24 protein-coding genes and 1 tRNA gene are annotated in these 25,889 nt (G+C 67.2%); 12 read left to right on the top strand and 13 right to left on the bottom strand.

Annotated elements, in window-relative coordinates; translation table 11 throughout:
- Nucleotides 1-47: 47 nt before the first annotated feature.
- Nucleotides 48-254 carry a DUF397 domain-containing protein gene (locus tag ACIBQX_RS46285; RefSeq protein WP_397016394.1) on the bottom strand — a complete coding sequence of 69 codons (207 nt, stop codon included), beginning with the start codon at nt 252-254 and terminating at the stop codon, nt 48-50.
- Nucleotides 245-1,072, bottom strand: a complete 828-nt coding sequence (locus ACIBQX_RS46280; RefSeq protein WP_397016392.1) for a helix-turn-helix domain-containing protein — start codon at nt 1,070-1,072, stop codon at nt 245-247. The genes ACIBQX_RS46285 and ACIBQX_RS46280 overlap by 10 nt, the downstream gene beginning before the upstream one ends.
- Nucleotides 1,073-1,348: 276 nt before the next feature.
- On the opposite strand from ACIBQX_RS46280, the gene ACIBQX_RS46275 reads away from it, so the two are divergent.
- The gene (locus ACIBQX_RS46275; protein ID WP_397016390.1) at nt 1,349-1,636 is read left to right on the top strand and encodes a hypothetical protein; all 288 of its coding nucleotides are present in this window, start codon (nt 1,349-1,351) and stop codon (nt 1,634-1,636) included.
- Nucleotides 1,576-2,085 (top strand): ATP-binding protein, encoded by a 510-nt coding sequence (locus ACIBQX_RS46270; RefSeq protein ID WP_397016388.1) that lies wholly within the window; start codon nt 1,576-1,578, stop codon nt 2,083-2,085. Before ACIBQX_RS46275 ends, ACIBQX_RS46270 begins: the two co-directional genes overlap by 61 nt.
- A 305-nt stretch (nt 2,086-2,390) precedes the next feature.
- On the opposite strand, the gene ACIBQX_RS46265 is transcribed toward ACIBQX_RS46270, so the two are convergent.
- Nucleotides 2,391-2,591, bottom strand: a complete 201-nt coding sequence (locus ACIBQX_RS46265; protein ID WP_397016386.1) for a hypothetical protein — start codon at nt 2,589-2,591, stop codon at nt 2,391-2,393.
- Between ACIBQX_RS46265 and ACIBQX_RS46260 the strand changes: the two genes are divergently transcribed.
- Nucleotides 2,590-3,390, top strand: coding sequence for a transposase (locus tag ACIBQX_RS46260; RefSeq protein ID WP_397016384.1), 801 nt, complete (start codon nt 2,590-2,592; stop codon nt 3,388-3,390). The two genes, ACIBQX_RS46265 and ACIBQX_RS46260, sit on opposite strands and share 2 nt — an antisense overlap.
- Before the next feature lie 78 nt (nt 3,391-3,468).
- Here ACIBQX_RS46260 and ACIBQX_RS46255 read toward each other — a convergent pair whose 3' ends face one another.
- From ACIBQX_RS46255 to ACIBQX_RS46240, 4 genes are all read right to left on the bottom strand, one after another.
- The gene (locus ACIBQX_RS46255; protein ID WP_397016382.1) at nt 3,469-4,212 is read right to left on the bottom strand and encodes a barstar family protein; all 744 of its coding nucleotides are present in this window, start codon (nt 4,210-4,212) and stop codon (nt 3,469-3,471) included.
- A 96-nt stretch (nt 4,213-4,308) separates the two neighbouring features.
- Complete coding sequence (locus tag ACIBQX_RS46250; RefSeq protein WP_397016380.1) at nt 4,309-9,798, bottom strand: polymorphic toxin-type HINT domain-containing protein; 5,490 nt, start codon at nt 9,796-9,798, stop codon at nt 4,309-4,311.
- Nucleotides 9,716-12,070, bottom strand: a complete 2,355-nt coding sequence (locus ACIBQX_RS46245; protein WP_397016378.1) for a LamG-like jellyroll fold domain-containing protein — start codon at nt 12,068-12,070, stop codon at nt 9,716-9,718. Before ACIBQX_RS46245 ends, ACIBQX_RS46250 begins: the two co-directional genes overlap by 83 nt.
- 463 nt (nt 12,071-12,533) lie before the next feature.
- On the bottom strand, nt 12,534-13,121 hold the full coding sequence (locus ACIBQX_RS46240; protein ID WP_397016376.1) for a TetR/AcrR family transcriptional regulator: 588 nt from the start codon (nt 13,119-13,121) through the stop codon (nt 12,534-12,536).
- A 73-nt stretch (nt 13,122-13,194) separates the two neighbouring features.
- Between ACIBQX_RS46240 and ACIBQX_RS46235 the strand changes: the two genes are divergently transcribed.
- From ACIBQX_RS46235 to ACIBQX_RS46215, 5 genes are all read left to right on the top strand, one after another.
- Nucleotides 13,195-14,862: an ABC-F family ATP-binding cassette domain-containing protein gene (locus ACIBQX_RS46235; protein ID WP_397016629.1), complete on the top strand. Its 1,668-nt coding sequence runs from the start codon at nt 13,195-13,197 to the stop codon at nt 14,860-14,862.
- Nucleotides 14,856-15,716: a virginiamycin B lyase gene (locus ACIBQX_RS46230; protein ID WP_397016374.1), complete on the top strand. Its 861-nt coding sequence runs from the start codon at nt 14,856-14,858 to the stop codon at nt 15,714-15,716. Before ACIBQX_RS46235 ends, ACIBQX_RS46230 begins: the two co-directional genes overlap by 7 nt.
- Nucleotides 15,717-15,838: 122 nt before the next feature.
- Complete coding sequence (locus tag ACIBQX_RS46225) at nt 15,839-16,294, top strand: pyridoxamine 5'-phosphate oxidase family protein (protein WP_397016372.1); 456 nt, start codon at nt 15,839-15,841, stop codon at nt 16,292-16,294.
- A gap of 112 nt (nt 16,295-16,406) precedes the next feature.
- Complete coding sequence (locus ACIBQX_RS46220; protein WP_397016370.1) at nt 16,407-17,354, top strand: quinone oxidoreductase family protein; 948 nt, start codon at nt 16,407-16,409, stop codon at nt 17,352-17,354.
- Nucleotides 17,351-17,962 carry a LysE family translocator gene (locus tag ACIBQX_RS46215; RefSeq protein ID WP_397016368.1) on the top strand — a complete coding sequence of 204 codons (612 nt, stop codon included), beginning with the start codon at nt 17,351-17,353 and terminating at the stop codon, nt 17,960-17,962. The genes ACIBQX_RS46220 and ACIBQX_RS46215 overlap by 4 nt, the downstream gene beginning before the upstream one ends.
- A gap of 1 nt (nt 17,963) precedes the next feature.
- Here ACIBQX_RS46215 and ACIBQX_RS46210 read toward each other — a convergent pair whose 3' ends face one another.
- The 3 genes from ACIBQX_RS46210 to ACIBQX_RS46200 are packed head-to-tail and all read right to left on the bottom strand — an operon-like array spanning nt 17,964 to nt 20,687.
- Nucleotides 17,964-19,004: a PucR family transcriptional regulator gene (locus ACIBQX_RS46210; RefSeq protein WP_397016366.1), complete on the bottom strand. Its 1,041-nt coding sequence runs from the start codon at nt 19,002-19,004 to the stop codon at nt 17,964-17,966.
- A 2-nt stretch (nt 19,005-19,006) separates the two neighbouring features.
- Nucleotides 19,007-19,798, bottom strand: a complete 792-nt coding sequence (locus ACIBQX_RS46205; protein ID WP_397016364.1) for an ABC transporter permease subunit — start codon at nt 19,796-19,798, stop codon at nt 19,007-19,009.
- The gene (locus tag ACIBQX_RS46200; protein ID WP_397016362.1) at nt 19,776-20,687 is read right to left on the bottom strand and encodes an ABC transporter ATP-binding protein; all 912 of its coding nucleotides are present in this window, start codon (nt 20,685-20,687) and stop codon (nt 19,776-19,778) included. The genes ACIBQX_RS46205 and ACIBQX_RS46200 overlap by 23 nt, the downstream gene beginning before the upstream one ends.
- A gap of 111 nt (nt 20,688-20,798) precedes the next feature.
- Between ACIBQX_RS46200 and ACIBQX_RS46195 the strand changes: the two genes are divergently transcribed.
- On the top strand, nt 20,799-21,257 hold the full coding sequence (locus ACIBQX_RS46195; protein WP_397016360.1) for an ArsR/SmtB family transcription factor: 459 nt from the start codon (nt 20,799-20,801) through the stop codon (nt 21,255-21,257).
- On the opposite strand, the gene ACIBQX_RS46190 is transcribed toward ACIBQX_RS46195, so the two are convergent.
- Complete coding sequence (locus ACIBQX_RS46190; RefSeq protein WP_397016358.1) at nt 21,248-22,732, bottom strand: cobyric acid synthase; 1,485 nt, start codon at nt 22,730-22,732, stop codon at nt 21,248-21,250. The two genes, ACIBQX_RS46195 and ACIBQX_RS46190, sit on opposite strands and share 10 nt — an antisense overlap.
- A gap of 85 nt (nt 22,733-22,817) precedes the next feature.
- On the opposite strand from ACIBQX_RS46190, the gene ACIBQX_RS46185 reads away from it, so the two are divergent.
- Together ACIBQX_RS46185 and ACIBQX_RS46180 are read left to right on the top strand one after the other, a co-directional pair.
- Entirely contained in the window at nt 22,818-23,396 is a 579-nt protein-coding gene (locus ACIBQX_RS46185) for an ArsR/SmtB family transcription factor (RefSeq protein ID WP_397016356.1), read from the top strand.
- Nucleotides 23,397-23,410: 14 nt separating this feature from the next.
- Complete coding sequence (locus tag ACIBQX_RS46180) at nt 23,411-23,608, top strand: hypothetical protein (RefSeq protein WP_397016354.1); 198 nt, start codon at nt 23,411-23,413, stop codon at nt 23,606-23,608.
- Here ACIBQX_RS46180 and ACIBQX_RS46175 read toward each other — a convergent pair.
- Together ACIBQX_RS46175 and ACIBQX_RS46170 are read right to left on the bottom strand one after the other, a co-directional pair.
- The gene (locus tag ACIBQX_RS46175) at nt 23,596-24,519 is read right to left on the bottom strand and encodes a cobalamin biosynthesis protein (protein WP_397016352.1); all 924 of its coding nucleotides are present in this window, start codon (nt 24,517-24,519) and stop codon (nt 23,596-23,598) included. The two genes, ACIBQX_RS46180 and ACIBQX_RS46175, sit on opposite strands and share 13 nt — an antisense overlap.
- A complete protein-coding gene (locus ACIBQX_RS46170) occupies nt 24,503-25,285 on the bottom strand; it encodes a phosphotransferase (RefSeq protein WP_397016350.1) in 783 nt (260 codons plus the stop codon). The genes ACIBQX_RS46175 and ACIBQX_RS46170 overlap by 17 nt, the downstream gene beginning before the upstream one ends.
- A gap of 194 nt (nt 25,286-25,479) precedes the next feature.
- Here ACIBQX_RS46170 and ACIBQX_RS46165 point away from each other — a divergent pair.
- Nucleotides 25,480-25,553 (top strand) — tRNA-Arg (locus ACIBQX_RS46165).
- Nucleotides 25,554-25,889 lie beyond the last annotated feature (336 nt).

Genomic DNA, 25,889 nt, shown 5'->3' with positions numbered 1-25,889 from the left:
AGGGCCGCCATCGCCATCGCTACTCGGCGAGAATAAGGGGGTGAACGTCAGGCTGGCGTGTCGAAGTCGCCGGCCTTGAGGCCGTTGACGAACGCCTTCCACTCAGGGCGAGTGAAGAGAAGTTTGGGACCATCCGGATCCTTGCTGTCGCGGACGGCGACCACCTCGGGAAGGTTCATGGCGACCTCGACACATTGACCGCCGTTGCCGGAAGATCGCGTCGACTTCCGCCATACGGCATCGCTCAGGTCCATGCGGATCTCGCTTTCTCGATCATTTGGAGGGATACGCGCTCAGGATAGGCCCATAGCCGGATGGCCTCATAGCGCTCCCAGATCGAGGTCACAATGTCGGGGTCGGCGGTGATTTGTGCCTGCGCCGGTGCATCCGAGCTGATCACATCGGGCCGCCCATTCGGGAGCTCAGCGATCATGAAGGCACCGGCCAGGCCCGGGAGACACTCTGGGTCAACGACCTGGATGAAGACAGATGGGTGTGCCGCCACCTCCAGCAGGTGGTCAAGTTGTTCACGCATCACCTCTGGTCCGCCGACCCGTCGATGCAGCACACCCTCGTCGAACAGCACAGAGATCAGCGGCGGCTTCTCTCGGTCCAGGATGCGCTGCCGCCGCATCCTGGCCTCGACCCGCTGCTCCGCCTCGTCAGAGGTGACTCGGGGCTCCATGCTGAAGATGTGACGGGCGTACGCCTCTGTCTGCATGAGGCCCGGGATCAGCAGGGGATCCCAAGAGCGTAGGACGAGGAGGGTGGGCTCGATCTCCTCGGCCCAATTGCGGAACCAGATCGGGCTGCCGGGCTGGGCGGTGATCCATTGGTAGATCCGGGCAAAGGAGACGCCTGCCGACGTGCCGAAAAGCATGTCCAGCCGCTCGGCGTCAGACCGCGACGGCGTACGGGTCGCCTTCTCCAATCTGCTCACCTGTGTCTGCGTACATCCGAGCCGGGATGCCACCGCGGCCTGCGACAACTCCGCAGCCTCCCGTAGCCGCCGCAACTCGGCACCAAACCGTACGCGAGGGGACTCCGGGTCGAGAGACGGCACCACGTGCATGACATTTCCCCTCAATTCATATAAAACGGAAACCCTCTCCAGTCGATGACACCATTTAAACCACACCTGACCGACGATTGTCATTATCGATGCTGCCTTGGCCTGGCAACTCGGTCGCCGACTCCCCATCCAAGAGGGCACGCTGAGCTGAGCACAGACGTTTTCGGCAGCAGGCGAAATATCCGGCCCTCACTTCCCATAGCCAGGAGTGAATAAGCGGCGGAATTGTTCCGCGCCTTGGCCGAACTCCTTGGAAAGCACTTGGAAGGCGGAACCATGACGGCGCGCGAACCGTACGAAAGATTCAGCTACCTGACCCGCCTGGGCTGGGACCTGCACGGCCTGGGCATCCACGTCTCGCTCGTCGTTCCCGTGACCGGAGAACCGATCCTGGAGATGCACTCCATGAACGGCACCGCGATCCGGGTCACCGTCATCCGCCGCTACTGCGGTTGGGTGTTCACCTGGCGGCCGTGGTGGGCGCGGCTGTGGCGGCGCGACACATGGGTGCTGGCCGACGCCGCCAATGCCGCCGACATCATCGTGGCCGAGGTGAACGCATGAAAGGGCCGCTCCACCCTTACGACTCACCCCAGCCGGCATTTACGAACACGCCACACGTCACCTGCAGCCGGTCGTTCCCGGCAACACCGATGTCCGTTCCCGAGGCTCGCAACTGGGCCCGCTCCCTACTGTCCTTCGGCGGCCCGTCCCCGATCCTCGACGACACCCTCCTCTTGCTTAGCGAGGTGGTCACCAACGCCATCACCCACTCCGACTCCGGCCAGGTCACCGTCCAGATCATCCGCCTGGGCACGACCGTCCAGGTGGAAGTGACCGACGCCGGTTCCTCCACCACGCCCGCCGTCCGCACCCCAGCCCTTGCCGACGACGGAGGCAGAGGACTGTGGCTGGTGGACACACTCGCCGACGAATGGGGATTTCAGCATGACAACACCGGCGGGCTGGTCTGGTTCCGCATGACCGAGCGCGGTCGACCTCTAGCCGAGTAGTTCCGATGTGGCTCAGGGTCGTAGGCGACCAGGGATCTGGTAACAGGTGCGCCAGCAGCGCGGTTGTGCCAGATCGCGCCGGATCCGCTGGACCCACGAACCCCCGACACCCTCAATGATGCAGCCACCGTGCTGTTCGTACAGTCCCTCCTTGACCGACTCGATCAGCTACCGCACCGTCTTCAGCAGAGATTCTCCCGGTCGTGGGGTGCCGCGGTTGTGGGAGGAAGGGCGCAGCAAGCTGATATCGCGGGCGGTCGGGAATCGATCGAGCTCGGCGGCGATGTAACCCTTGTCAGCCAGGATCAGCAACCCGTACGGGTGGCGAGCAGGTTCGGGTCGTGCTGGCAGATGACCATGAGGACCTGGCGTTCATCGATTCCGCCGGTGGGCATGGGCTGCTTGGGCAGGTGGAGAGCAGGGCCGGGGCGGATGTGCGGAGTTGGCTGGCCGCTGCCGACCCGGTCTGGCGGGTGGGCGGCGATCCGGTATGTGAGCATCGACATGTCCACGGTGTACAAGAGCGCGATCGTCAAGAGCGGGCTGCTGCCGAACGCGGCCCTGGTCACTGACCTGTTCCACGTCTCGCAGCTGGCCAACAAGATGATCGGCGACGTGCGGCGGCGGGTCACCTTCGAACGCTGCGGCCGCTGCGGCCGAGCCGCCGACCTGGAATACCAGATCAAGAGGCTGCTGGTAAGCGGCCAGGAGAGACTCTCCGAACGCGCCCGTAACAAGCTGCTGGTCGCCCTGGCCGACGTGGGCGAGAACGGACGGCAACTCGGCGCCGCCTGGCGGGCCAGGGAGAAGCTGCGGGACCTGACCCGGCGCTCACCGAATCAGCGCGGGCCGGCGCCGAACCGGGCCCAGATAGGCGCGGCGCTGGCGGCGTTCTTCGGCTTCTGTGCCACCGCCGGGGCCTCGGTCCCGGAGATCGTGACCCTGGCCGAGACGATCTCCACCTGGCGGGCGGAGATCTGCCGCGCGGTGGCCACCGGCCACTCCAACGCCCCTGCTGAGGGGGTGAACCGGCTGATCAAACTCGTGTACCGGTTCGGATTCGGGTTCACCAACGTGGCCAACCAGCAACGCCGATCCCGCTACGTGGCCTCCCGCTCTACCCGGCTTGACCGGCTCTCGGCGGGGTCCCGGCCGCAAGACGCCGCCCCCGGTGACGACCCGGCCGCGATACCCACGCCGATCGCCCGCATTCCTCGGCCCTGCCCCGCACAATCCGTCGGCGAACCCGAGGACCCTCGATCACAGAATGTCACCACAGATGAGCCACTCTCGGTAGCCGCATGATCGCGACATCTGCCCAGATGTGGAAAGCCGATAATTCCCGACTTGAACAGTCAAACAAAAACTCTAAAAATTGCAAGATCAACGAGCAACGACTTCTATATCGAACTCACACATAAGAGCCAGAATTGCATCCACAAAGCCATTTCCAAGAGAAGTTCTAGAAAATTGAAAATTACGCCACACTATCTGCGCCGGAGGCGCTTCTTCGAGTCCTGAAGAGATGCATTCCGCAACAGCATCAAGGTTCGACCCAAAATATCCGCCCGGACCGTTCATTGCCTCCCCCAAGGCACAGTAGAAGCCTGGCTTTGTAGCTATTTTCGAGCCATCTAGGTATACAGTCTCACCATACTCGTAGCGAGCAGCGCGACGCAGAGAAGCGAACCAAGAATTTTGAACAACGTGCAGCCAAGTTTCATGGTAACTCAACGGCCATTGAACCCACTCATCCCGCCTTAGGTCGTCTTCCGACGCCCAGCGTTGCCACACTTTCCCAGCTCTAGGATACTCGCATAGAGCACCAAAGTAGAATGAAATGCTTGGCAGATCATCTACAGCAAATTCAACATCGGTCCCTGTGCGCGCGACCCGCCCAACGTAATACTCCCCAATTTTTTCGTGTCGATAGTTCGCGATCTCCAGATATGCATTTTCAACCCTATGCTTCGCCTTATTGACCTGGTGTACTCCTAGGAAAGCGACGTTCATTGACTCGCTTTCTTGTTCAACAAAAAACCCCCGCACATTTTCCGCTGCAACAAGAACGTCCCCAGATTCCTCGTCGACTATTCTATACATCGGAAATTTTGCCCCATAGGCCACGGGGGCATCCTCAATCAAATTAATCTTCCTCCGTTCTAAAATTGGTGCAGCGACGCCGGCGATAGCACTGCACCATTTCAACAAGTCGTACCATTACTACCATCCCGAATCAGGGAAATGTGGCGCACTAAAGCGTTGTATTTTGTTGTAATGAGTCGATGTCCATCCATAAACTTTACTACCATTTGCCAACGTTTTTACCAAAATTCTATCGCTGTCGCCTCTGCCGGGAACGCTATATTCTTTAGCTCCTTTCCACCAAGGGTGTTCATACCCTTTATACGTATCATGTGATCTAATTTTGCCTGCTTTAACGTCATCGTATGCCGAGGCGATACGATTATTCATCCCATTGGGCAGTCGGTCAGATAGACGGCCCTTGGGGCACGCACTGTTGTGAGCCAGGACCGGGCTTGCTCCTGCCAACACATAATACGTATGGAAACGGTCTACCGTCATGTTATGGACCCGTTGGATAGCGGTCCGCTGCTTGACCGCCCCGACCTGGACGTAGGTTCCGGCGGAAGTGCGCAGCCACATGCCCGGCGCAAGGTCTGCTGCGTTGACCCATTGCTTTGATGTTGGCACCCAGAAGGGGTGCTCTGCCGTTGCAGTCAGCGTCGAGCCTCGCTCCCCGCCGACGCTACCGGACATCACCGCTATTTCGATGAGGCTCTTGGTTCCGGTGCTGACTATGAGATGGGTTACCTCTTTGGCAGCTGTTTCGCCGGTGAGCGGATCGGTGGCCAGGATCTTGTCCCCCACCACTATCTCTTCGATGGCTTTGCGACTCCCATCCGCCATCAACACCAACGTGCCGGCTATGAAGCTACTCCGTTTACAAGCCGTAGCTGCTTTTTGTAGTCTCCCAGCAACTTTAGGGAGGCGCTTGGCCAATGCTGTTCCTGCTTTGGCTCCAGGAATGAACCCGACGAGCATAAGCGCACACGAACCGGCCCTGCCTGCCGCGCAGTCCATGACGTCGCCCCAGACGAAATCGGTTACTCCGCCCATCAGCTTCATGAACCAATGATCCGAGGTGCGGGTCGCCTCCCTCCATGCGCTCTTTAGAGCACTCATCTCCTTGGCTGAAAGATTTAAATCATTCTCCAGGGCCCTGCATGCCGATTCACCGTATTTTGACATGTGCAACCCGAAGCAGCTCTTCTGATAGGTATCCATGTCCTTGAAGCGCTTGGCCTCTGCTCGCGCCTTGTCCAAAGCATCACATCGTTTGCGCCCGTTCGCCTTTCTACAAGCCTGGCTGTTTGCCCATCCTGGCTCATCGGGTATCATCCCAGCTCCCGATGGCGGCCCGCTGGTAAGCAATTGCCACAAGGATGCCAGTTCATCAACGCTAAGATCCGAATAGTAGCCAATTCTATACTTTTTGCGAGCCTCCGGGCTTGCGTCGTCGTAGCCTTCCGGTTTATCTGCTCGGTTACCGAGATAGGTATTGCCTGCGACAAAGTTGTCGAAATGCCATTGGGGATTGTCTTCAGCGATTCTGCCGTCGCCGACGTTCGCGTTACCCCAGCTATAAAGGATTTGGTCTTGCGTATAGCAGCTACCGTCATCGAAGCATGTCAATTCGTTACTAGAATTGTTAACCGGGTAGCATCTGCCACCGTCGAAGCACACCTCCTCACCCCAGTGGCCTGTGGGGTCGGTGTGGGTGAGGGGTGAGGCGTTGGCGTAGGTGTAGCGGTTGGCCTGGACCGACGGGTTCGGCGACAGGGTCATGGTGTCGCGGCTGGTGAAGGTGCCGGTGCCGGGCTGGTACCAGCGGGCGTGCATGTTGACCTTGCCGGTGTCCGGGTCGGTGTATTCGCCCTGGTAGCCGAGGTTGGTCTTGGCGCCGGTCTGGTCGGTGATCGCACCGAAGGGGTCGTAGGCGGTGGTGGTGGCCAGGGCGGTGCTGTTGTACGTGGCTACGAGGTCACCGTGCAGGTCGGTCAGGGTAGCGAGGGCGGGGTTGGCGCCTTCCTTCTGACCGAGCAGGGCGCCGAAGGCGTCGCGGCCGTACCGGGCCTGGACGACACCGAGGGTGTCGACGATGGCGGCGAGGTCGTTGCTGAGACCTGAGTACGCGAAGGTCTCCTTGGTAACCCCTCTGATGCGGCTGGCGACACGGTCGAGGGCGTCATAGCTGTAAACGCTCTCGCCGTCGGCGATGAGCCGGTCGAAGGCGTCGAAAGTGAGCTGGGTGGTCGTGCCGTCCTTGGTCTCGCTCGCCATGGTGCCGCGCGCCGTGTAGGTGTAGGTGCTGCCACCGCCGGACATCATCCGGTTGCGCGCGTCGTAGACGTACGTCTTGTCGCCGGCCTTGGTGCGGTTGCCAGCCGCGTCCCACTCATAGGCGGTGGTGGAGCCGCCGGGGGCGGTCCAGGACGTGAGCCGTCCGGCGTGGTCGTAGTCGTAGGTGTTGGTGCCCGCGCCCGCGGTGCCGACGGTGGTCTTGGTGGTGAGGTTGCCGTCCTTGTCCCAGCCGTAGGTGATCTTCGCGAGCTGGCTGCCGCTGCTGGTCCCCCGCCTCAACGTGTGAGTGAGCGGCTGGTCGAGGTCGTCGTAGGTGAAGGACTGGGAGTCGGTCGTGGTGGTGCCCTGGACGGCGGTCAGAGAGGTGAGGTTGCTGGCCCCGTCGTAGCCGTAGGTAAGTTTGCGGCCGGTGACCGGGTCGGTGGCGGTGTCCAGGCGGCTGGCCTTGTCCCAGGTGAAGGTGGCCGTGCCGGCGGCGTAGGTGCGCTGGGTGGGGTTGCCGAGGTCATCATAGGTGTAGGCGGTCTGCTGGGCGGTGCCGCGCAGGATGCTCAACGGAAGACCGCGGTCGTTGTAGTTCACGCTCAGGTCGCCGACGGCCGTCTGGCGACCTGCGAGGTCATAGCCGAACGTCCGCTCCGCACTGGCGGCGTCGCCTCCGCCGCCGCTCTCCTGGGTGAGTCGGCCCAGGTGGTCGAAGGTCCGGTCGATCCGCACGCCGCCCGGCTGCAGGGTGGAGAGCGCGTTGCCCGCTGCGTCGTAGGCCTGGGTCCAGGTACGGTCGGCGGCGTCGGGGTGGGCGGCGGTGACCGGTTCGGTGACCGTTTCCGGCAGGCCGAGGCTGTTGTACGCGGTCCAGGTGGCGTTGCCGCGGCCGTCGGTGAGCCGGGTACGGGCGCCGGTGGCGTCGTAACCGAAGCCGGTGGTGATCGACTCACTGTCCGAGACCGGCTCGATCAGCGAGGTGACCCGGCTGAGCGAGTCGAAGGTCTGCCGGGTGACATGCCCCTCGGGCGAGGTCGCGGATATCAGGTTGCCCGCCAGGTCGTAGGTGGAGCTGCTGCTGCGCAGAACCGTGCCGGAAGCGCTCACGTCCTTGACGCCGATCTGGCGGCCTGCCAGGTCGTACTCCAGTGTGGTGGCGTTGAGGCGCGCATCAGTGGCTGTGACCGGCCTGCCCGCCAGGTCGTACGTCACGGTCGACTTGTTGTTCATCGGGTCGGTCGTTTCGATGACCTGTCCGGCGGCGTTCACCTTGTGCGTCGTCGTCTTGTTGCCCGGTGCGACCGTCGTCAGGAGGTGTCCGACGTCGTTGTAGGTCATGGTGGTGATGGAGGCCGTCGCGGTGGGTTTGCGTTCGATCTCGGTCGCGGTGATCTGCCGGCCGAGGTCGTCGTAGGTGGCCTGGACACGGGCGCCGGTCGGATCGATGCTGGTCAGCTTCTCGCCCGCCAGGGTGTACTCGGTGATCCAGCGGCCGGGAGTCTGCCCGTCCGGTGCCGGGTCGGTCATACGGACCTGACGGCCGAGCTTGTCGTACTCGAACGTGGTCGTGTAGCCGCGGGTGTTGGTGGTCGAGATCAACTGCCCGGCGACATCGTAGGCGTGCTGGGTCGTGGGGGTGATGGCGGTGCCGCCCGGTGGGGTGTAACTGGGGGCGGTCTGCTTGGTCAGCCGTCCGGCCTTGTCGAAGACCGAAGCGACGGTACGCCCCTCGGCGTCGGTTTCGTGGGTTTTGGCGCCGAAGGTGTCGTAGCCGTACCTCGCCGATGGCTGCCCGCTGCTGGTGGCGCCCGCCTTGTCGATCTGGACCTGGGGGCCGGTCGCCTGGACCAGGCGGCCCAGAGGGTCGTAGCGCAAGGTGGAGGTGAAGTCGGCCTGATCAGCACCATCGGCGTTGCCGCGGGGATCGGTGGTGGCGACGACCAGACCGCGCTCATCGTAGGCGGTGGTGGAGACCAGATCCTGCTCGCCGTTCTCGACGGTCTCCTTGGTGGTCCGGTTCTCCTTGTCGTAGGTGAACTGGGTGACCTCGGAGCGCGTACTGCCCTTGCCTGTGCGGGTGGTTTTAAGGATGTTGCCGTTGGCGTCATGGACGTAGGCGGTCTTGCGGTTGAGGTCGCCAGGGTCCAGCACCTGCGAAGTGAGCAGGCCGGCGGCGTCGTAGACGAAATCGGTGGTGATGGTGGTGGTCGCGCTCTGGCTGACGACCACCTTGGTACGGTTGCCGACCGCGTCGTAGGTGTTGTTCTCCAGCACCACGTTCCTGGGGGTGTCGGAGCCGTTCAGGCTGGCGTTCTCGGCCGTCTTCTTGGCGAGCAGGTTGTCGTTGAAGTAGGCGTAGGCGGTCTTGCGGCCCATCACATCGGCCCGCGTGGCCAACCGGCCGCCGGAGTCGTAAGTGAACGCCTCCAGCACCTTGTCCACGGCCGGACTTGGACTGACAGGACTGCCGGTCCACCCCTTCAGGGTCCGTGAGGTGAGCTCGCCGCGCGCGCTGTAGGCGTGCTCCACCACGGCGCCTCGTGGATCGGTGGTGGAGGCCAGTTGTCCGAGGGTGTTCCATACCTGGCGGACCACACCGCCTTCAGGACCGGTAACCGTCTCGACCCGGCCGTGGTCGTCGTAGGTGGTAACGGTCGCGCGTTCGACGTCGCCTCCGGTGAGGTCGGCGACGGTCTCGCTGAGCCGGTTGCCGTCCGGATCGTAGGCGTACGTGACGCGCTTGGTGTGCGTGACGTTGGAGATCTCGTTCTTGACGCCCGGTCCTGTTTGGGTGGTCACCCGGCCCACGGCGTCGTAGGTGAAGGTGCTCCTGAGGCCACCCGGGTGAGCTTGCAGGACCTGGACCCCGGCCGTCACCCGGCCGAGCGGATCGTGCTCCAGTCTGGTGACCAGACCTTCCGGGGCGGTCTGCTCGGCCAGATCGCCGGAGGCGGTGTAGCGGTAGTTCCAGGTGTTGCCACGAGCGTCGGTGGCGGACTTCGTCAGGCCGGCGGGAATGCTGCCGCCGTCGATGGCTGCCTCGGTGCCGTCGGTGTAGCTGATCGTGGTGGAACGGCCGTTGGGGAAGTCCAGGGTGACGGGGCCCGTCTGCTTGATCGGCTCGCCTGATGCGTTGTAGTCGACGGTCGTGGCGTACCTGTTGTCCTCAGCGCTGGAGGAGCGGGCGTCCCGATAGGTGAGCAGTTTGTCGTTGCGCGGGTCGTACTCGTCGTTCTTGTTGAGGTAGTAGGTGGCGTAATCAATGTGGCAAATGCTCGTGGTACGGGCACGTTCTCGCTCTGATCGGGTTGCCGCGCTTGTCATTCCACTGCCGCGAGACATTCCCGTTACGGTCGGTGACCTTGGAGGGGAATCCGCCGGTGTCGTACTCGTACTCCGTCTTGAACGCGTGCTGGTCTTCCTCGTACACCAGTCGGAAGTTGCGTCCCCCGTCATAGCCGTAAGTCACCGTGCCGTTTCGCGGATCGGTCACCTTGACGGTCGCGACCTGGTTGACCCAGTCGGTCACCGATGTGCCGATGTTCCAGGTGCCGCCGTGCCGGTCGGTGTGCGTCTTGAGACGATCGGTCGCCGTGTCGTAGGTGTTCGACGCCCAGACCCGTCCAGACGGGAGCGTGCTGCCCGCCAGCTTGTTCGGCACCTTCGTGCGAGCCGCGTAGTGAGCCTGGACTTCCGCGCTGGTCAGCGGCTTGCCGTACAGGGCGAATTCGTCGATCGATCCCTTGAACGGGAAGGGACCGCGAGTGGTGGGCCCACCAGGAATGTCGGACCACGAACTGGCCCGGTCGCCGCTGCCGATGAAAGCGTTCTCCCGGAACTCCGGATAAAGTTCGCCGTTGACCTCGCCTACCGACTGGCCGTCGAGAAACAGCTCCTGCCGCGTGCCGTCGACGTTGAGGACCGCATGATGCCACTGATCGTCAGTGACCGGCGCCGTGCTGGTGACCGGGGTATACACCCACGACCCGGCACTGTTCCTGATCTCCCCCAACTGGCCGCGCAGACGTCCATCGGTCCCCACATACAGCGCCGGCATCGTCGCCCCGAACCCACCGCTCAACTCGCTGGCGGAGAAGATGATGCCGCTCTGCGCAGTCTTGAACCAGCCTTCGATGGATACCCGATCCCCCAGCCGGCCCAGCGTGAACGGCAGTTGCACGTACGACTTCGTGAAGCCGGCCGCCGTGTCCGTACTGCCCTCCAACGCACCAGGCCGTCCCACGGTGGCATCGGTGTACATGCCCGAAACCCCGCTGGTCTCGTTGGCCGCCGACTCGAACTGCTTGTCGCCCAGACGCCAGTACCCCACAGGCTCGGAGTCCAGCACGATGCTGCGGTATCGGGATCCGTCCGTGTAGGTGTAACCGGTGCAGTTCGGTGCCGCGACCGGCGCGCACACCTGGGTCAGGTTGTCGCCCTCGTAGCCGTAGGTCCAGGTGAGGCTCTGTCCGTCCACCGGGTCGGTGGACACCGTCGCCACTCGGGGACCGGACCAGGTGAAGTGCAGGGAGCGGCCACCGACGGCCGTTGCCTTGGTGAGCTTGCCGTCGCTGCCGTACGTCAGCGTCTGCTCCCGCCCGCGAGCATCGGAAATCTTCGTAAGGCGACCCGAGGCGTTGAAGGAGAAGCTGGTCGACGACTGGTCCATCAACCGCCAGCCGCCACCGTCGACATCCGACAGCACAGCGTGCATCCCGGGTGGCGGCTGATAGCCGCCGTCCCCCTTGCTCGCGAACCTGACCCGACGACCGTCAGGGTAGAAGACCAACAGACCGGTGGGCTCGGCCACGATCTTCATGTCCCACTGGGTCGACCACCCAGCGCCGAAGATCCCATCTGTGCGTGCTTCGAGGCTGTTGTAGGTTCGCGTCACCGCAAGCGGCGGCCCCGCGACGGCTATCTGCGCATCGATGACAGCGGTGGTGTAGTTGCCGGAGATCGGCGCGAACTCTTGACCGCCACTGGCACGCTCGCCCAGGTGCGCCCCCGTCTCCGGCTGAGGTGCGCCCGTGGTGAATGACTGGTTGTCAGTCCGCGCCGACCCGCCACCATCCGGGGCGACAACGCGAGCCCACCACTCGTACTGCTGGCCCCACTTCAACACGCCCGCCGGCACCCGCCAGGTGTCCTCCCCCGCGCGCCTTCCCGACTCCACGCACGCCGGCACCGGAGCAGGATTCCCAGGGTCCGGAAACTCGAACCCACCATCGTCGTCTTCCTCCAGCACCTCACACACGGTGTAGAAGAAGTTGAAATCCGCCGATGACCCGCCGCCCATGCTTATCGTCCGCACGGTCAGCAGCGGCGTGGCCTCCACCAGCGCTCCGTGCTCGGGGTAGAAGTCCATGATGAGGGGAGAGCCCATCGCCGATTGCCGATCGCGCTGCTCCGCGCGCTCGACACCTGCGGGCAGCTTCGACTCTGTGGTCTTCGGTGTGGCGGCTTCGCCTGCCGGTCGCTCCTCCAACCGCAACGCACCACGTACGGGACCGTCCTCAACCTTCGGCGACCCGCTGGACACCTGAGTGACCGATGTGTCCACCAACGCCGGCAATCCAGCGGCCGTCCCGCTCATCTGCTTGGGAACGTCCAAGGGCCCCGTGGCGAGGACCTCTGTGGCTTGTGGGATTCCCTGAGCTTGAACAGGACCTGCAGGAAGGAACAGCAACCCAGGCAGCGAAGCAGCGACCAGCAACGGAATCAGACGCGGCGATCGAGCCCACGACGAGAACCGGCGCATACGCCATCACACTCCGAACCACGAGGACGCCCGCCAAGGCGTTAGCCGTCGCCCTCCGCAGCGGTGGAAGTACCCGTTCTCCGCGCAGCTCGGAGCTGATCATCAAATCTGATGATCAACGTAAGAAATTCCGACCATCCCGACAAGAGGGTCGATCGTCACAAAATGGATAACAGCCCTATCTGGTGCATAACATTCCGTTATCGCCCATGATCACAGCCCTGCCCGCACCAAGCCCAGGGCACCTCCCGTGCCGTGGACGGCGTGACAGCACCCTGTCCACGATCGGCCACCGACCACCCCAAAGCGAAGGCCCTCAGAGGACACCCGCACGGGCGGCAGCCAGAGCGGCATCCGCCGCCCGATCGGCGTCCCGCTCGGTCACCGGCTCGTGCGCGACGAACAGCCGGTAGTAGATCGGCGCCACCGCCACCCTGATCACCTCCCGTACGTCGACCGTGACAGGCAGTTCGCCCCGGTCGACGGCCCGCTGCACCACCTGCGCCGACTGCTCGTGGCGGGCCTCGAAGAAGTCGTGCAGCGCCCGGGCCGCCTCGGGGCTCTGCATGGCCGCCGCCACGAACGCCGACGAGACCGGCCCCAGCTCGGGGTCGTCGAACCCGCCCTGCACCAGCCGCGCCACCCCGCGCAGGTCCTCCTCGATCGTGCCCGTGTCGGGGATCGGCCACGGCTCCTCCTGCGCCATCTCCAGAGCGTCGGCGATCAGCCCTTCGACGCTCCCCCAGCGCCGGTAGACCGTCGTCTTGTGCACGCCCGACCTCTCGGCCACGTTCTCCACGGTCAGCCCGCGCATGCCGTGCTCGGACAACTCGGCCAGCGTGGCCCTTCGTACGGCGTCGCGGACCCGCGCACTGCGTCCACCGGGTCGCTTACTCGTCTCCAAAAACTACTCCAGTTGCATTAAGCCTCAAGTCGTGGCAAGCTAAAGCTACGTCAGTTGCGATTGGAGTTCCACCCTGACCATCCTTCGAAGCGTTACCAAGGCGTACGACCGGCGTCGCGTGCTGGTCGATGTGTCCGTGTCCGTCCGGGAGGGCGAGCGGTTGGGCATCGTGGGCGAGAACGGCTCGGGCAAGTCCACGCTGCTCCGGCTGCTCGCTGGAGACGAGCGACCGGACGAGGGCGAGGTCGTGGTGCCCGCCGACGGCGGCTACCTCGGCCAGACGCTCGACCTGCCGCTCGGGCACACGGTTCAGCAGGTGATCGACGCGGCGTTGGCCGAGTTGCGGGCCATGCAGCGCAGAATGCGCGAGCTGGAGTCGGCGCTCTCCGACGACCGGATGGAGGAGTACGGTGATCTTGTCACGGCCTTCGAGACCCGTGGCGGCTACGAAGCCGACGCCCGGGTCGACAAGTCGCTCCACGGGCTCGGCCTGAGTCATGTCGGGCGCGAGCGGGTGCTGTCCAGCCTGTCGGGCGGGGAGCAGGCCCGGCTCGGTCTGGCCTGCCTGCTGGCCGCCTCGCCGGAGACGCTGCTGCTCGACGAGCCCACCAATCATCTCGACGAGTCCGCGCTGACCTGGTTGGAGGAGCGGCTGCGCGACCACCGGGGCACGGTCGTCGTCGTGTCCCACGACCGGATCTTCCTCGACCGGGTGGCGACCGCCATCCTGGAGGTCGAAGGCGGCACGACCACCCGCTTCGGAGGCGGCTACACCGGCTTCCTCAAGGCGAAGGCGGCCGCGCGAGCCCGGCACGAGCAGGCCTACGCCGCCTGGCGCGCGGAGGTGCGTCAGGTGCGTGAGCACGCCGCCACCACCGCACACCGCGTCGCGGCAGGCCGGGTCATGCGAGACAACAACAAGATGGCCTACGACCGCAACGCCGGCCGGGTGCAGAGCTCGATCGCCAGCCGCGTACGCAACGCCCAGGAGCGCCTGCGCCGCCTGGAGGCGGACCCGGTCCCCGAGCCACCCCGGCCGCTACGCTTCCACGGCACTTTCAACCAAACTGCGGCTGCCACAGACGATCAGGCCCTGGGTTTCGCAGACGACACGAACGACCAAGCCGCAGCATCCCCGCACGACGTGCTCGGCCGGCCCCGAACGCCCACGAACGGCGCCGGTACATCTGCGCAAGCGCCTCCGAACGGCACGCTGGTGGACCTGTGTGACGTGCATGTCGCTGATCGGCTCCATGTCCAGCGGATGACGATCAGGGCCGGCGACCGGCTGCTGGTCCAGGGCGCCAACGGCGCGGGGAAGACCACGCTGCTGAGGGTGATCGCGGAGCAGGCTGGCGGCCGGGTGGGCTACCTGCCGCAGGAGGTCACCTTCGACCCCGCCCTGCACGTGCTGGACGCCTACGACCACGGGCCTCGCCACGAGCGGCGGGCCGCGCTGCTGGCCACCGGCCTGTTCCAGCGGGAGACGCTCGATCTCAAGGTGGGCGCACTCTCCGTGGGACAGCGGCGCAGGCTGGCCCTGGCCGGGCTGCTGGCGGGCGAGCATGAGCTGCTGCTGCTCGACGAGCCGACCAACCATCTGTCGCTGACTCTGGTGGAGGAGCTGGAGCAGGCGCTCGACGCCTTCGGTGGCGCTCTGGTGGTCGTGTCACACGACCGTGCGCTGCGGCGGCGGTTCCGGGGAGCTGAGCTGGAGATTTCGGAGGGACGTATATGTTGACCAAGATATCCGCAGGCGCGCCGTACGGCATCGCGACCGGTCCTGATGGCGCGTTGTGGTTCACGCTGGTGCATCAGGGGTGTGTCGGCCGGTTGGTTCCGGGTGAGGAGCCGGTCGTGCACCAGCTCGACCACCTAGACGGCGGGCCGACGGTGATCACGCCTGGGGCTGACGGTGCGATGTGGTTCACCGAGTTCCAGGGCGGCCGGGTCGGACGGATCACGCCGTCCGGGGAGGTGACCGCGTTCGAGGCGTCCTCACCGTACGGGATCGTGGCCGGTGCCGACGGGGCGATGTGGTTCACCTGCATGCAGACCGACCGGATCGGGCGGATCAAGGACGGGGAGCTCACCGAGTTCGAGGTGCCGGGCGGCATGCCGTCGGGGATCGCCGCCGGGCCCGACGACGCTCTCTGGTTCACGCTCAACCAGGGCGACGCCATCGGGCGGATCACGCTGTCGGGCGAGGTCACGGTTCATCCCCTGCCGACGGCGGGGGCCGCGCCGGTGCACATCACGGCGGGGCCGGATGGGGCGCTCTGGTTCGTCGAGATCGGCGCGGGCCAGGTCGGGCGCATCGACGTAACCGGAAAAATCACCGAATATCCCCTGCCTGACCGCGCCGCCCGGCCCCACGCCATCGTGACCGGGCCGGACGGCGCCCTCTGGTTCACCGAGTGGGCCACCGGTCGGCTCGGCCGCATCACCGTGGACGGCACGATCGAGGAGTACGCCCTGCCCGAGATCTCGGCGCAGGCCGCCGAGCCGCACGGCCTGACGGTCGGACCTGACGGGGCGATCTGGGTGGCCCTGGAGACAGGCGCCCTGGCCAGAATCGAGGTTCCAGGCAGCTGACCCTCGCGCCGCTCAGCCGAAGGACCGTACTACCGAGCCCCAAGCGAACCGCTGGAGGCGCGCCCGGGTCGCTGACCTGTCTGCATATTCCCACTCTCCCTCATCGGTGCGATCATGCGCGTATGACGGCGTGGCACGAGGTCGAACAGGCAGAGCCCGAGTTCGCCCAGCGCGTGCGGGCGTTGTTCGACGCCCACAGACACAAGACGATTGCCACCTTGCGAGCCGACGGATCGCCGCGGATCTCCGGGATCGAGGCGGCCTTCGAGGACGGCGAACTGATCTTTGGCTCGATGCTGAACGCGCGCAAGGGCGCGGATCTACGTCGGGATCCGCGGTTCGCCCTGCACTGCGCTACGGTCGACCCGATCGAGGGCGCCGAGGCGCAGTGGCCGGGCGAGGCGAAGATCTCCGGTCGGGCGATCACTGTCGGACCGATCACCGAGGGATCGGACAGCGACCGCTTCCACGCCGACATCGCCGAGGTCGTGCACACCCACCTCAACGACGAGGCCACGATGCTCGTCGTCGAGTGGTGGACGCCCACGCACGGGCTGCGAAGGGTCGAGCGCGAGTAACCCTCAATCGGGCGCCAGATCCTTGCCCGCCTTGCCGAAAACGTGTCCGGTCGCAGAAATCCACAGAGCCCCCCGGCAAGACGGAAGAACGGGGGCAAGGTTGACTGGAAGCATGCATGCGATCGTGATCGCCGCCCAGGGCGGCCCAGAGGTCCTCGAATACGTGGAGCGCCCGGATCCCACGCCGGCAGCCGGTGAGGTAGTGGTCGACGTCGCCGCCAGCGGCGTCAACTTCATCGACATCTACCACCGCTCCGGCGCCTACCCCCTGCCCCTGCCCACCGTGATCGGCTCCGAGGGCGCGGGCGTGGTGTCCGCCGTCGGGGTCGACACGGCCGGAGTGGCCGTGGGCGACACGGTGGCCTGGGCGAGTGTCCTGGGCAGCTACGCGGACAAGGCCGTCGTGCCGGCCGATCAGGTGGTCCCGGTCCCGGAGGCGGTGCCGACGGACCTGGCCGCCGCCGTGATGCTCCAGGGCATGACCGCCCAGTACCTCACGCACTCCACGCACGAGGTGAAGCCGGGCGAGACGGTGCTGGTCCATGCCGGGGCCGGCGGGATGGGACAGCTGCTCATCCAGATCGCCAAGCTCAGGGGCGCCAAGGTGATCACCACCACGTCCTCCGCGGCGAAGGAGAAGCTGGCCCGCGAAGCCGGCGCCGACGAGGTGCTGCGCTACGACGACTTCGCCGACGCGCTGCGCGGCAAGGTGGACGTCGTCTACGACGGTGTGGGCGCCACCACGTTCGACGGCGGCCTCAAGGTGCTCCGCCGGCGTGGGCTCATGGCTCTGTACGGCGCGGCCAGCGGCCCGGTGCCGCCGGTCGATCCGCAGCGGCTGAACGCGGCCGGTTCCCTCTTCCTCACCAGGCCGAAGCTGGCCGACCACATCGCCGAGCGCGACGAGTTGCTGTGGCGGGCCTCGGACCTGTTCGGCTGGATCGCCTCCGGTGAGCTGAAGGTGAACGTCTACCGGCGCTACCCGCTGGCGCAGGCGGCCCGCGCCCAGGAAGATCTCGCCGCCCGCCGCACCACGGGCAAACTCCTGTTGATCCCATGACCATGGACATCGGGTCGTTCGCTCTCGTGGTGGCGTTGCTGACGGTGACTCCAGGGCTCGACACGGCCCTCATCCTGCGTACGTCACTGCTGGCCGGGAGGCGGCCCGCGTGGGGGGTGGTGCTGGGCATCCAGCTCGGCACGCTCACCTGGGGACTCCTCACGGCCGTGGGGCTGTCCGCGCTGCTGGCGGCCTCGCAGTTCGGCTACGACGTGCTGCGCTGGGCGGGCGCGGCGTATCTGGTGTGGATGGGCCTGCGCATGCTGCTGGCCAGGGGTGACGCACCCGGCGGGGAGGAAGCGCAGCAGGAGGTACGGTTCCGCACCGGGTTCCGGCGCGGGCTGGTGACGAACCTGCTCAATCCCAAGGTCGGCGCGTTCTACGTGGCGATGCTGCCGCAGTTCATTCCCCAGGACGCGCCGCACGCCGTGATGGGCCTGCTGCTGGCGGGCGTGCACGTGGGCGAGGGGCTGCTGTGGAGCGCCGCGCTGATCGGGTTCGCGGCGTTGCTGAGCAGGACGCTGCGCACACCGTTCGTCCGCCGGCTGCTGGACCGGATCACCGGCGTGGTGATCATCGGGTTCGGTGTGCGGCTGGCCGTCGACTGACCTACGGGGGCCAGTCCAGGAGGCGGGCCCCGAGCACGGCGGTTTCGAGGGTGAAGCGCTGGGTGGGCTCGTCCGGGGAGAAGCCCGTCAGGTGGCGGACGCGCTGCAGGCGGTAGGTGACGGCGCGGGTGCTGATGCCGAGCCTGCGGGCGGCAGCGGTCTGGTTGCCCTGGGCGGCGAAGACGGCCTCCAGGGTTTCGAGTAACGGCTCGGGGCCGCCGCGCGCGTCGAGCAGCGGGCTGAGCACGCTGGTCACCAGGTCCTCCATGGCGCTCCTGTCGCGCAGCAGCACGGGGAAGACGAGCAGGTCGGCGGCCTTGACCACGTCGTGCTTGAGGCCGAGCCGGTCGGCCAGCTCAAGGGCGCCGGCGGCCTCCCTGTAGGAGGCGACCACGCCACCGGGTCCACGGTGCGGCCGGCCGACGCCGACCCGCCAGCCTGCCGGGAAGCGGGACCGTACATGGTGGGTGAACTCACCGACGGCGGCGGGGAGCGTGGCGGGGACGACGCAGACGAGCAGTTCGTCGCCATCCGAGGAGCGGACGGCGAGGAGGATGTTGTGGGAGCCGAACCGGGCGATCAGGTCGCGTTCGATCCGGTCGGGGTCGATGTCCTGCAAGCCGCGGGCGACGGCGACCACGTAGGACTCGGCGAGCCGGAGGCCGAAGTGCTCGGCGCGTTCGGCGAGGCGTTCGGCCCTGCCCTGGAGCAGGTCGTCCACGAACTCCCTGCGTTCGACGTCCGCGCCCCGGATCGCGGCGAGCTGGGCCTGGTCGTACCCCTCCATGATGGCGGCGACCGCCTTGCGCAGCGCGGGCAGCACGGCGGGGCCGGCCAGGCCGTCGGCGGCGGCGAGCGCGGCGTCGACGAGGACCCGCAGCGGGAGGCCGAGTTCGGCGGCCCGCGAGCCGGCGGCGCTGTAGGCGTCGAGTTCGGCCCGGCCGGGCAGCAGGCCGGTGGCGGCGGCCTGGCGCAGCGTGTGGAGATGCCCGCCAAGGAGGTCGGCGGGCAGGTCGGCTGGCACCGCCGAGCGGTCGGACACGGTCAGACTCCTACGTCGCGCCTGTCGAAGGCGAGGACCGCGGTGAGGACGAGCACCGCGGTGGCGCCCGCCAGCACAAGGTAGTCCCCGGCCGGAAGTCCCAGGTACAGGGGCCGGCCTTCGGCGTAGTAGTGGAACGGGGAGACCCATTTGAGCCAGGCGATGGCCTCGACGCTCCGGCCGATGGTGACGACGACGTAGCCGAGCAGCGCCCACACGCCGACGACCGCCATGGCGACGGTCCTGCGCCCGGTCGCGGCGCCGACGGCCAGGGTGAGAGTGCCGAAGAAGAGCCCGAGCAGCAGCACTCCGGTGTGGGCGGCCAAGATCCGGTCGAAGGGGACGCCCATGCCGACGGCTTCGGCCATGAACCAGGTGACGACCAGCGTCACGGCCGCCACCGCGAGCAGGCCGAGGGCGAGGGCGGCGAAGCGGTCGAGGACGAGCCGCTTGCGGTCGATGGGCAGGGTGACGATGAGCTCCAGCGTGCCGGCCTCCTCGGGCTGGGCGATCGCCCGGTTGGCGGCGAGCATCGCGCACGCGATGAACAGGAACGGCACGAACAGCTGGTAGACGACCGACTGCAGATAACCGGCGCCGCTGGTGAAGTCCTCCAGCCCGCCCATCAGGTCCCTGATCGCGCCGGGGAACTTGGCCAGCGCCTGCTGACCGTAGATGTCGGGATTCTGCTTGATGTTGCCGTAGATCCCGAGGTAGGCCGCCATGAAGACGCTGAGGCCGATCCCCCACCCGAGGAGGGTCCGCCGATAGTCACGCAGGCTCTTGGCGATCATCGCGTCTCTCCTCGTCGCTGTAGTAGGTGAGGAAGATCTCCTCAAGGTCGGGTTCGGCGCTGACCAGGTGCACCACGGTGTGCCGGGCCGCCGCCTTGATCAGCGCGTCCGGCCTGCCGTCGATGGTGCAGCTCAGGGCGGCGCCCATCACGCGCAGGTCCCGCACGCCGGGCAGGCCGGCGAACTCCTCGGGCGGGACGGGCGCGTCGAAGTGCAGCTCGATGCGGCGTACCGCCTTCTCGCGCAGCGTGGCCACGCTCTCCACCGCGACCAGGCGACCCTCCCGTACGATGCCGACCCGGTCGGAGACGTGCTCCACCTCGGCCAGTACGTGTGAGGACATCAGCACGGTACGGCCGGCGGTGCGCACCTCCCGGACCATGGCCAGGAACTCCTGCTGCACCAGCGGGTCGAGGCCGCCGGTCGGCTCGTCCAGGATGAGCAGCTCCGGCTCGTGCATGAACGCCTGGATCAGCCCGATCTTCTGCTTGTTGCCCTTGGAGAGCTTGCGCATCGGCACCGACAGGTCGGCGTTGAGCCGTTCGGCGAGGGCGTCGATCCGGCTGCGGGGGACGCCGCCGCGCACTCCGCCGAGGAACTCCAGGTAGTCCCTGGCCCGTTCCCTGCCTTCCAGGGCGAGCTCGCCCGGCAGGTAGCCGATCCTGCCGCGCACCGCGGCCTCCCGTGAGCCGCCGCCGAGGACGCGTACATGGCCTCTGGTGGGTCTGATCACGTCGAGCAGGAGGCGGATCGTGGTGGTCTTGCCGGCGCCGTTGGGTCCGAGGTAGCCGAAGATCTCCCCTGGCTGGATCTCCAGGGTGAGATCCTCCAGGCCCCGGCGTCGGCCGTAGTACTTGGTCAGCCCTTCGGCCTGCACCACTGCTGTCATGCCTGGATGATCTCGCCCGGAAGGCGGTGGCGTCACCGGCCGACCCCGGCAGGAACGGCGGCGCTTCCCTGCCGAACTCCGGAATGGCGGGGTTGTCGGTACGGTGCTGGGGTGAGCAGCATCGAGGAGCGCCTGCGGGAGCTCGAAGCCCGGGTCACGGCCCTGGAGGGCGAGCCGTCGCAGCCGGCCACCGGCGACGACACCGGCCGGCTGACCTACGGCGGCGAGGCGAGGCTCGGCGGTCACCAGTGGCGGTGGGAGGTGGCCCGCTCCCCCGGCTGGCTGGTCGAGCAGCCTGCCGCGCCGCTGGCCGGGGTGCTGGCGGCGGCCGGCCATCCGGCCAGGCTGCGCATCCTGCAGCTGCTCGTGTCGGGCCCGCGGCCCATCGCCGACCTGCAGAGCGAGCTCGCCCTGGCCTCACAGGGGCAGCTCTACCACCATCTCAAGACGCTGACCTCGGCCGGGCTGGTGGAGCAGCCCGAGCGGGGCGTCTACCGGGTGCCGGCGCGGGCCGTCTTCCCCGTGCTCGCCCTGACCGCCGCGGCCACGGACGTGGTCCATCAGAGCTGACGCGCACCCGGTGGCAGCGGCGGCACCTTGGGCGGGCCGTACTGAATGAGATCGAGCAGCGCGCCGGTGTCCAGGTGCTGCTCGACGAGGTCGCCGAGGGCGTCGAAGCGCTCCTCGCGCAGCCGGGCGAAGTCGCTGTCAGGGTGCGGCACGAAGTCGCGTCCGGCTTTCCCCGCGACGTCGGCCAGGAAGGCCCGGCGGAAGGCGTCGTTCTCCAGCGCGCCGTGCCAGGTGGTGCCCCAGACGGATCCCACGCGGCACCCGTCCAGGAACGGCTCGCCGCCCTCGACGGTGACCCGGCCGTGGTGGATCTCGTACGCGTGCACCGGGTGTCCGTAGGCGTGGCCGGTGGGCCGGCCGAGGATCTTCTCGGCCGCGAACTCCACCCGGACGGGCAGCAGCCCGAGCCCGTCCACCCGGCCGGCCCCGGACTCCACCTCGTCGACGATCTCGCGGCCGAGCAGCTGGAAGCCGCCGCAGATGCCCAGGATCGGCCCGGTCCGCGACCGTAAGGCCGCTGCCAGGCCGGTGTCGCGCAGCCAGGCCAGGTCGTCCACCGTGGCGCGGGAGCCGGGCAGCACCACGAGGTCGGCGTCGTCCAGCTCGCCCGGGTCCGTCACGAACCGCACCGCCACGCCGGGCTCGGCCGTCAGCGCGTCCAGGTCGGTGAAGTTGGAGATGCGCGGCAGTCGCACCACGGCCACCCGGAGCGTCTGCCTGCCGTACGGCCTGCCGGTGGTGACGGCCCGGCTGTCCAGGGCGAGGGAGTCCTCGACGTCCAGCCAGAGACCGTCCAGCCAGGGCAGGACGCCGTAGACCTGCCGCCCGGTGAGCTTCCTGAGCTGGTCGAGGCCGGGTTCGAGCAGCTCTCTGGCGCCCCGGAACTTGTTCACCACAAAGCCGGACATGAGCGCCTGATCATCGGCGTCCAGCAGCCCGACCGTGCCGTAGAAGGCGGCGAACACCCCGCCCCTGTCGATGTCGCCGACCACGATCACGGGCAGGTTCGCGGCCCTGGCCAGGCCCATGTTGGCGATGTCGCCGGGGCGCAGGTTGATCTCGGCGGGGCTGCCCGCGCCCTCGCAGACGACCACGTCGTAGCGGTCCCTGAGCCGGGCCAGCGCGCCCAGCGCCGTCTCGCGGAGCAGGTCCTTCAGCGCGCCGTACTCCATCGCGTCGACGTCGGCGACCGGCCGGCCCATGAGCACGACCTGGCTGCGGCGGTCACTGCCCGGTTTGAGCAGGATCGGGTTCATGTCGGCGACGGGCTCCAGGCCCGCGGCCTGCGCCTGCATGGCCTGGGCCCGGCCGATCTCGGCGCCGTCCGCGGTGACGTACGAGTTCAGCGACATGTTCTGGGCCTTGAAGGGCGCCACCCGGACGCCCTGCCTGGCCAGCCAACGGCAGATCCCGGCCGTGACCACGCTCTTGCCGGCGTCTGACGTCGTGCCCGCGACCAGCAGTGCCCCCTTCACCCTGCCAACCGTAGTGGACCCGACAACTGCCGCAAGATACGAAAATTTAGTTGCGCAATTATTCTTTCCTATCTACGGTGGAGTCATGGCCACCGATGAGAGCCGGCGCGTCACCGAGCTCGACACGCTCAAGGCGCTGGCGCACCCCCTCAGGCTGAGGCTCTACCGTGCCCTCTACCAGGCGCGGACCGCCACCGCCTCACAGCTCGCCGACCAGGTCGACGAGGCCGTCTCGCTGGTGAGCTACCACCTGCGCAAGCTGGCCGCCCACGGCGTCATCGAGGAGGCCGACCGGCAGAGCGCCGACGGCCGGGAGCGCTGGTGGCAGGTGGCCCTGAGCAGCTTCTCCGTCAGGGACCAGGACTTCCGTGACGCCCCCGAGCGGGCCGCCACCTACTCCGCGTTCACCCGGCTGGCCTTCCGCGAGCACGTCGAGCTCTACGAGCGCTACCTCGACGAACAGTCAGCGTGGGAGCAGGAGTGGCGCAGCGCCGCCGTCAGCTCCCGCTACCTGGCCCGGCTCACCGCGGACGAGCTGCGCCAGGCCGGCGACGAGCTGGGCCAAGTGCTCAAGAAGTGGCAGGAACACGCCGACGCGGCCCCGGACACCGAAGGCCGCGAGAACGTCGTCCTCTCCCTGTACGGCTTCCCGACCCGTCCATGACCTGGAGCCACGACATGCATCCCGACCTCCACCTACGCCTCCACCACATCCGCGCCACCGAGCTCCACGAGCGGGCGGAGCACTGGCAGGCCACCCGCGCGCACCGCCGCTCCCCCTGGTCCGCCGTCAGCCGGCGGCTGGGCTGGAAACTCGTCGAGACCGGCCTCCACCTGGTGCACCGAAGCACCGCCCCCGGCGTTCAGCGGGTCTGACCCCAGGCGGCCAGCACGGCCGCGCCCGCCGCGGCCAGGCTCACCACCCTGGTCAGCCGCGCCGCCCGCCGAATGTCCCGTACCTGCGGCTGCGGCCCGTCGCCCATGGACGGCCGCCGCTCGGTCCTGCCGCCGTAGACGTTCACGCCGCCCAGCGTGACGCCCAGCGCGCCGGCGAACGCCGCCTCGCACCGTCCCGCGTTGGGGCTGGGGTGACGGTGACCGTCCCTTTTCAGTACGGCCAGCGCCCGGCGCGGGTCCGGCCCGGCGAGCACGGTGATCAATCCGGTGAGCCGCGCCGGGACATAGTTGGCCACGTCGTCGAGCCGGGCCGCGGCCCAGCCGAACCTCTCGTAACGCGGCGAACGGTGGCCGACCATGGCGTCCAGCGTGTTGATCGCCCGGTAGGCCAGCAGCCCCGGCACCCCCGCCACCGCCCCCCAGAACAGCGGGGCCACGACGGCGTCGGAGGTGTTCTCCGCCAGCGACTCCACCGTGGCCCTGGCCAGCTCCGGCGCCGCCAACCCGGACGGGTCACGCCCGCACAGGTGGGGCAGCCGTTCCCGAGCCCGCTCCAGGTCCTCGTCCTCCAGCGCGGCGGCCATGTGCTCGCCCTCACGGGCCAGCGTGGTGCCGCCGAGCACGGACCAGGTCGCGGCGGCGGTCAGCGCCGTACGGGCGACCGGATGCCGAACCCGCTCCGCCAGCACCCCGATCCCCGCCGCCGTTCCCACACAGAGCGCCACATACAGCACCCCGTTGCCCCTGGCGTCGCCGTACACCTTTCCCTCGACCCCACCCGCGACACGCCCGAACGCCGCGACCGGATGCCCTTTCCTGGGATCGCCGATGATCGCGTCGAGCGCCACTCCCAGCGCGAGCCCCGCGGCTCGGTCAGACCAGATACGCATGCAGCTCATCTTCGTGGACGTCCAGCCAGGCTCCGGCCCGGCGGATGCGCTCCCCCGCGCCGCTCGCCCACATCCGCCCCCAGCTCCCGCCCGCCGCGGCCCGGGTGCGCATGACCGTGTAGGACCGCTGGAAACGCAGCCTGGCCAGCTCCAGCAGCCGGCGACGATCACGCGGGCGGACCCCGTACGCGTCACAGAACAACCGCAACCGCTCCCCCACGTCGACCCCGCGCACCAGCGGATGGCGATCGACCGGATCGGCGATGGGCGCCCAGTGCCGCAGCGTGGTGACCACATCGAACAGCCGCGTGGTGGGCCGCGCCAGATCAAAATCGATCATCGCGTACGGCCGGTCGTCCCGGAAGACCACGTTCGCCGGGGTCACATCACAATGACCGATGACCTCGGGGGGCGCGTCATCGTTCGACCCGCCCTCCCAGCCGTCATGACCCAGCGGGAACCCCGCCGTCGCATCATGGAACCCGCGCAGTAACCGCGCCACCCCGGCCAGCGCCTCATCGGTGACACTCACCACATCCAGCCCCGTCGCCCCGGGCACGAAGGTCAGCACCTCCCGCCCCAGACCGTCCACCCCGAGCACCCGCGGCGCCCCCTCGAACCCCGCCGCCTCTAGGTGGCGCAGCAGAGCGTGCACGGCAGGCGTCGACTGACCGACCGGCCGGCGCACCGTGTCACCGACACGCACCACCCCGTCCGTCACATCACCGCCCTGCAACGGAATCTCATGCAGGAGGGTCGCGAACATGACATGAGAGATTAGACCTACCGCGACGCTCCCGCCTGGCCTTTTTGCTCACAGATGGGTCGCGATCGCGGCCACAACGGGCCTGGCGACCGGGCGGGTGGCGTGGGGGCGGGAGCGGGTGTGTGGGGGTTGCGGGCTGACACGGGGGAAACCTGTGCATGACAAGTCGCCGGATCATGCACAATAAGTCGGGAGCGCCCTTAGCTCAGCTGGATAGAGCATCGGACTTCTAATCCGACGGTCGCAGGTTCGAATCCTGCAGGGCGCGCTTCTCTGGACCAGCTTGAGAGGGCCTCTGACCTGCGACAATGCGGGTCAGAGGCCCTCTTCGCATGTCCGGCCGTCTACGGCTCTCACTGATCGTTTGCGGGCGTCCACGCCCAATGCTTGCCCACGACCCCATGCACGGTTTCGGCCAGCCAGGGCCATCCTTGAGAATCTCGGCGACGCGTCGCTCGGCCGCCTCTCATGACCGACGATGCCTCCACCTCTCGCCTGGAGTGCATCAGTGAGGCTTTTCCAACCTGATCGCGCAGGTCAGTAAGGACGGTGCCGGGACCGGTGGACATGAGAAGAGGCTCCCGGTAAGACAGCAGTCGACCAA

Source organism: Nonomuraea sp. NPDC049714 (genome assembly GCF_044465295.1).
In the GTDB taxonomy this organism is placed as follows: domain Bacteria; phylum Actinomycetota; class Actinomycetes; order Streptosporangiales; family Streptosporangiaceae; genus Nonomuraea.
The sequence above is the reverse complement of the archived record's forward strand: the minus strand, read 5'-3'. Positions and strand labels throughout refer to the sequence as shown.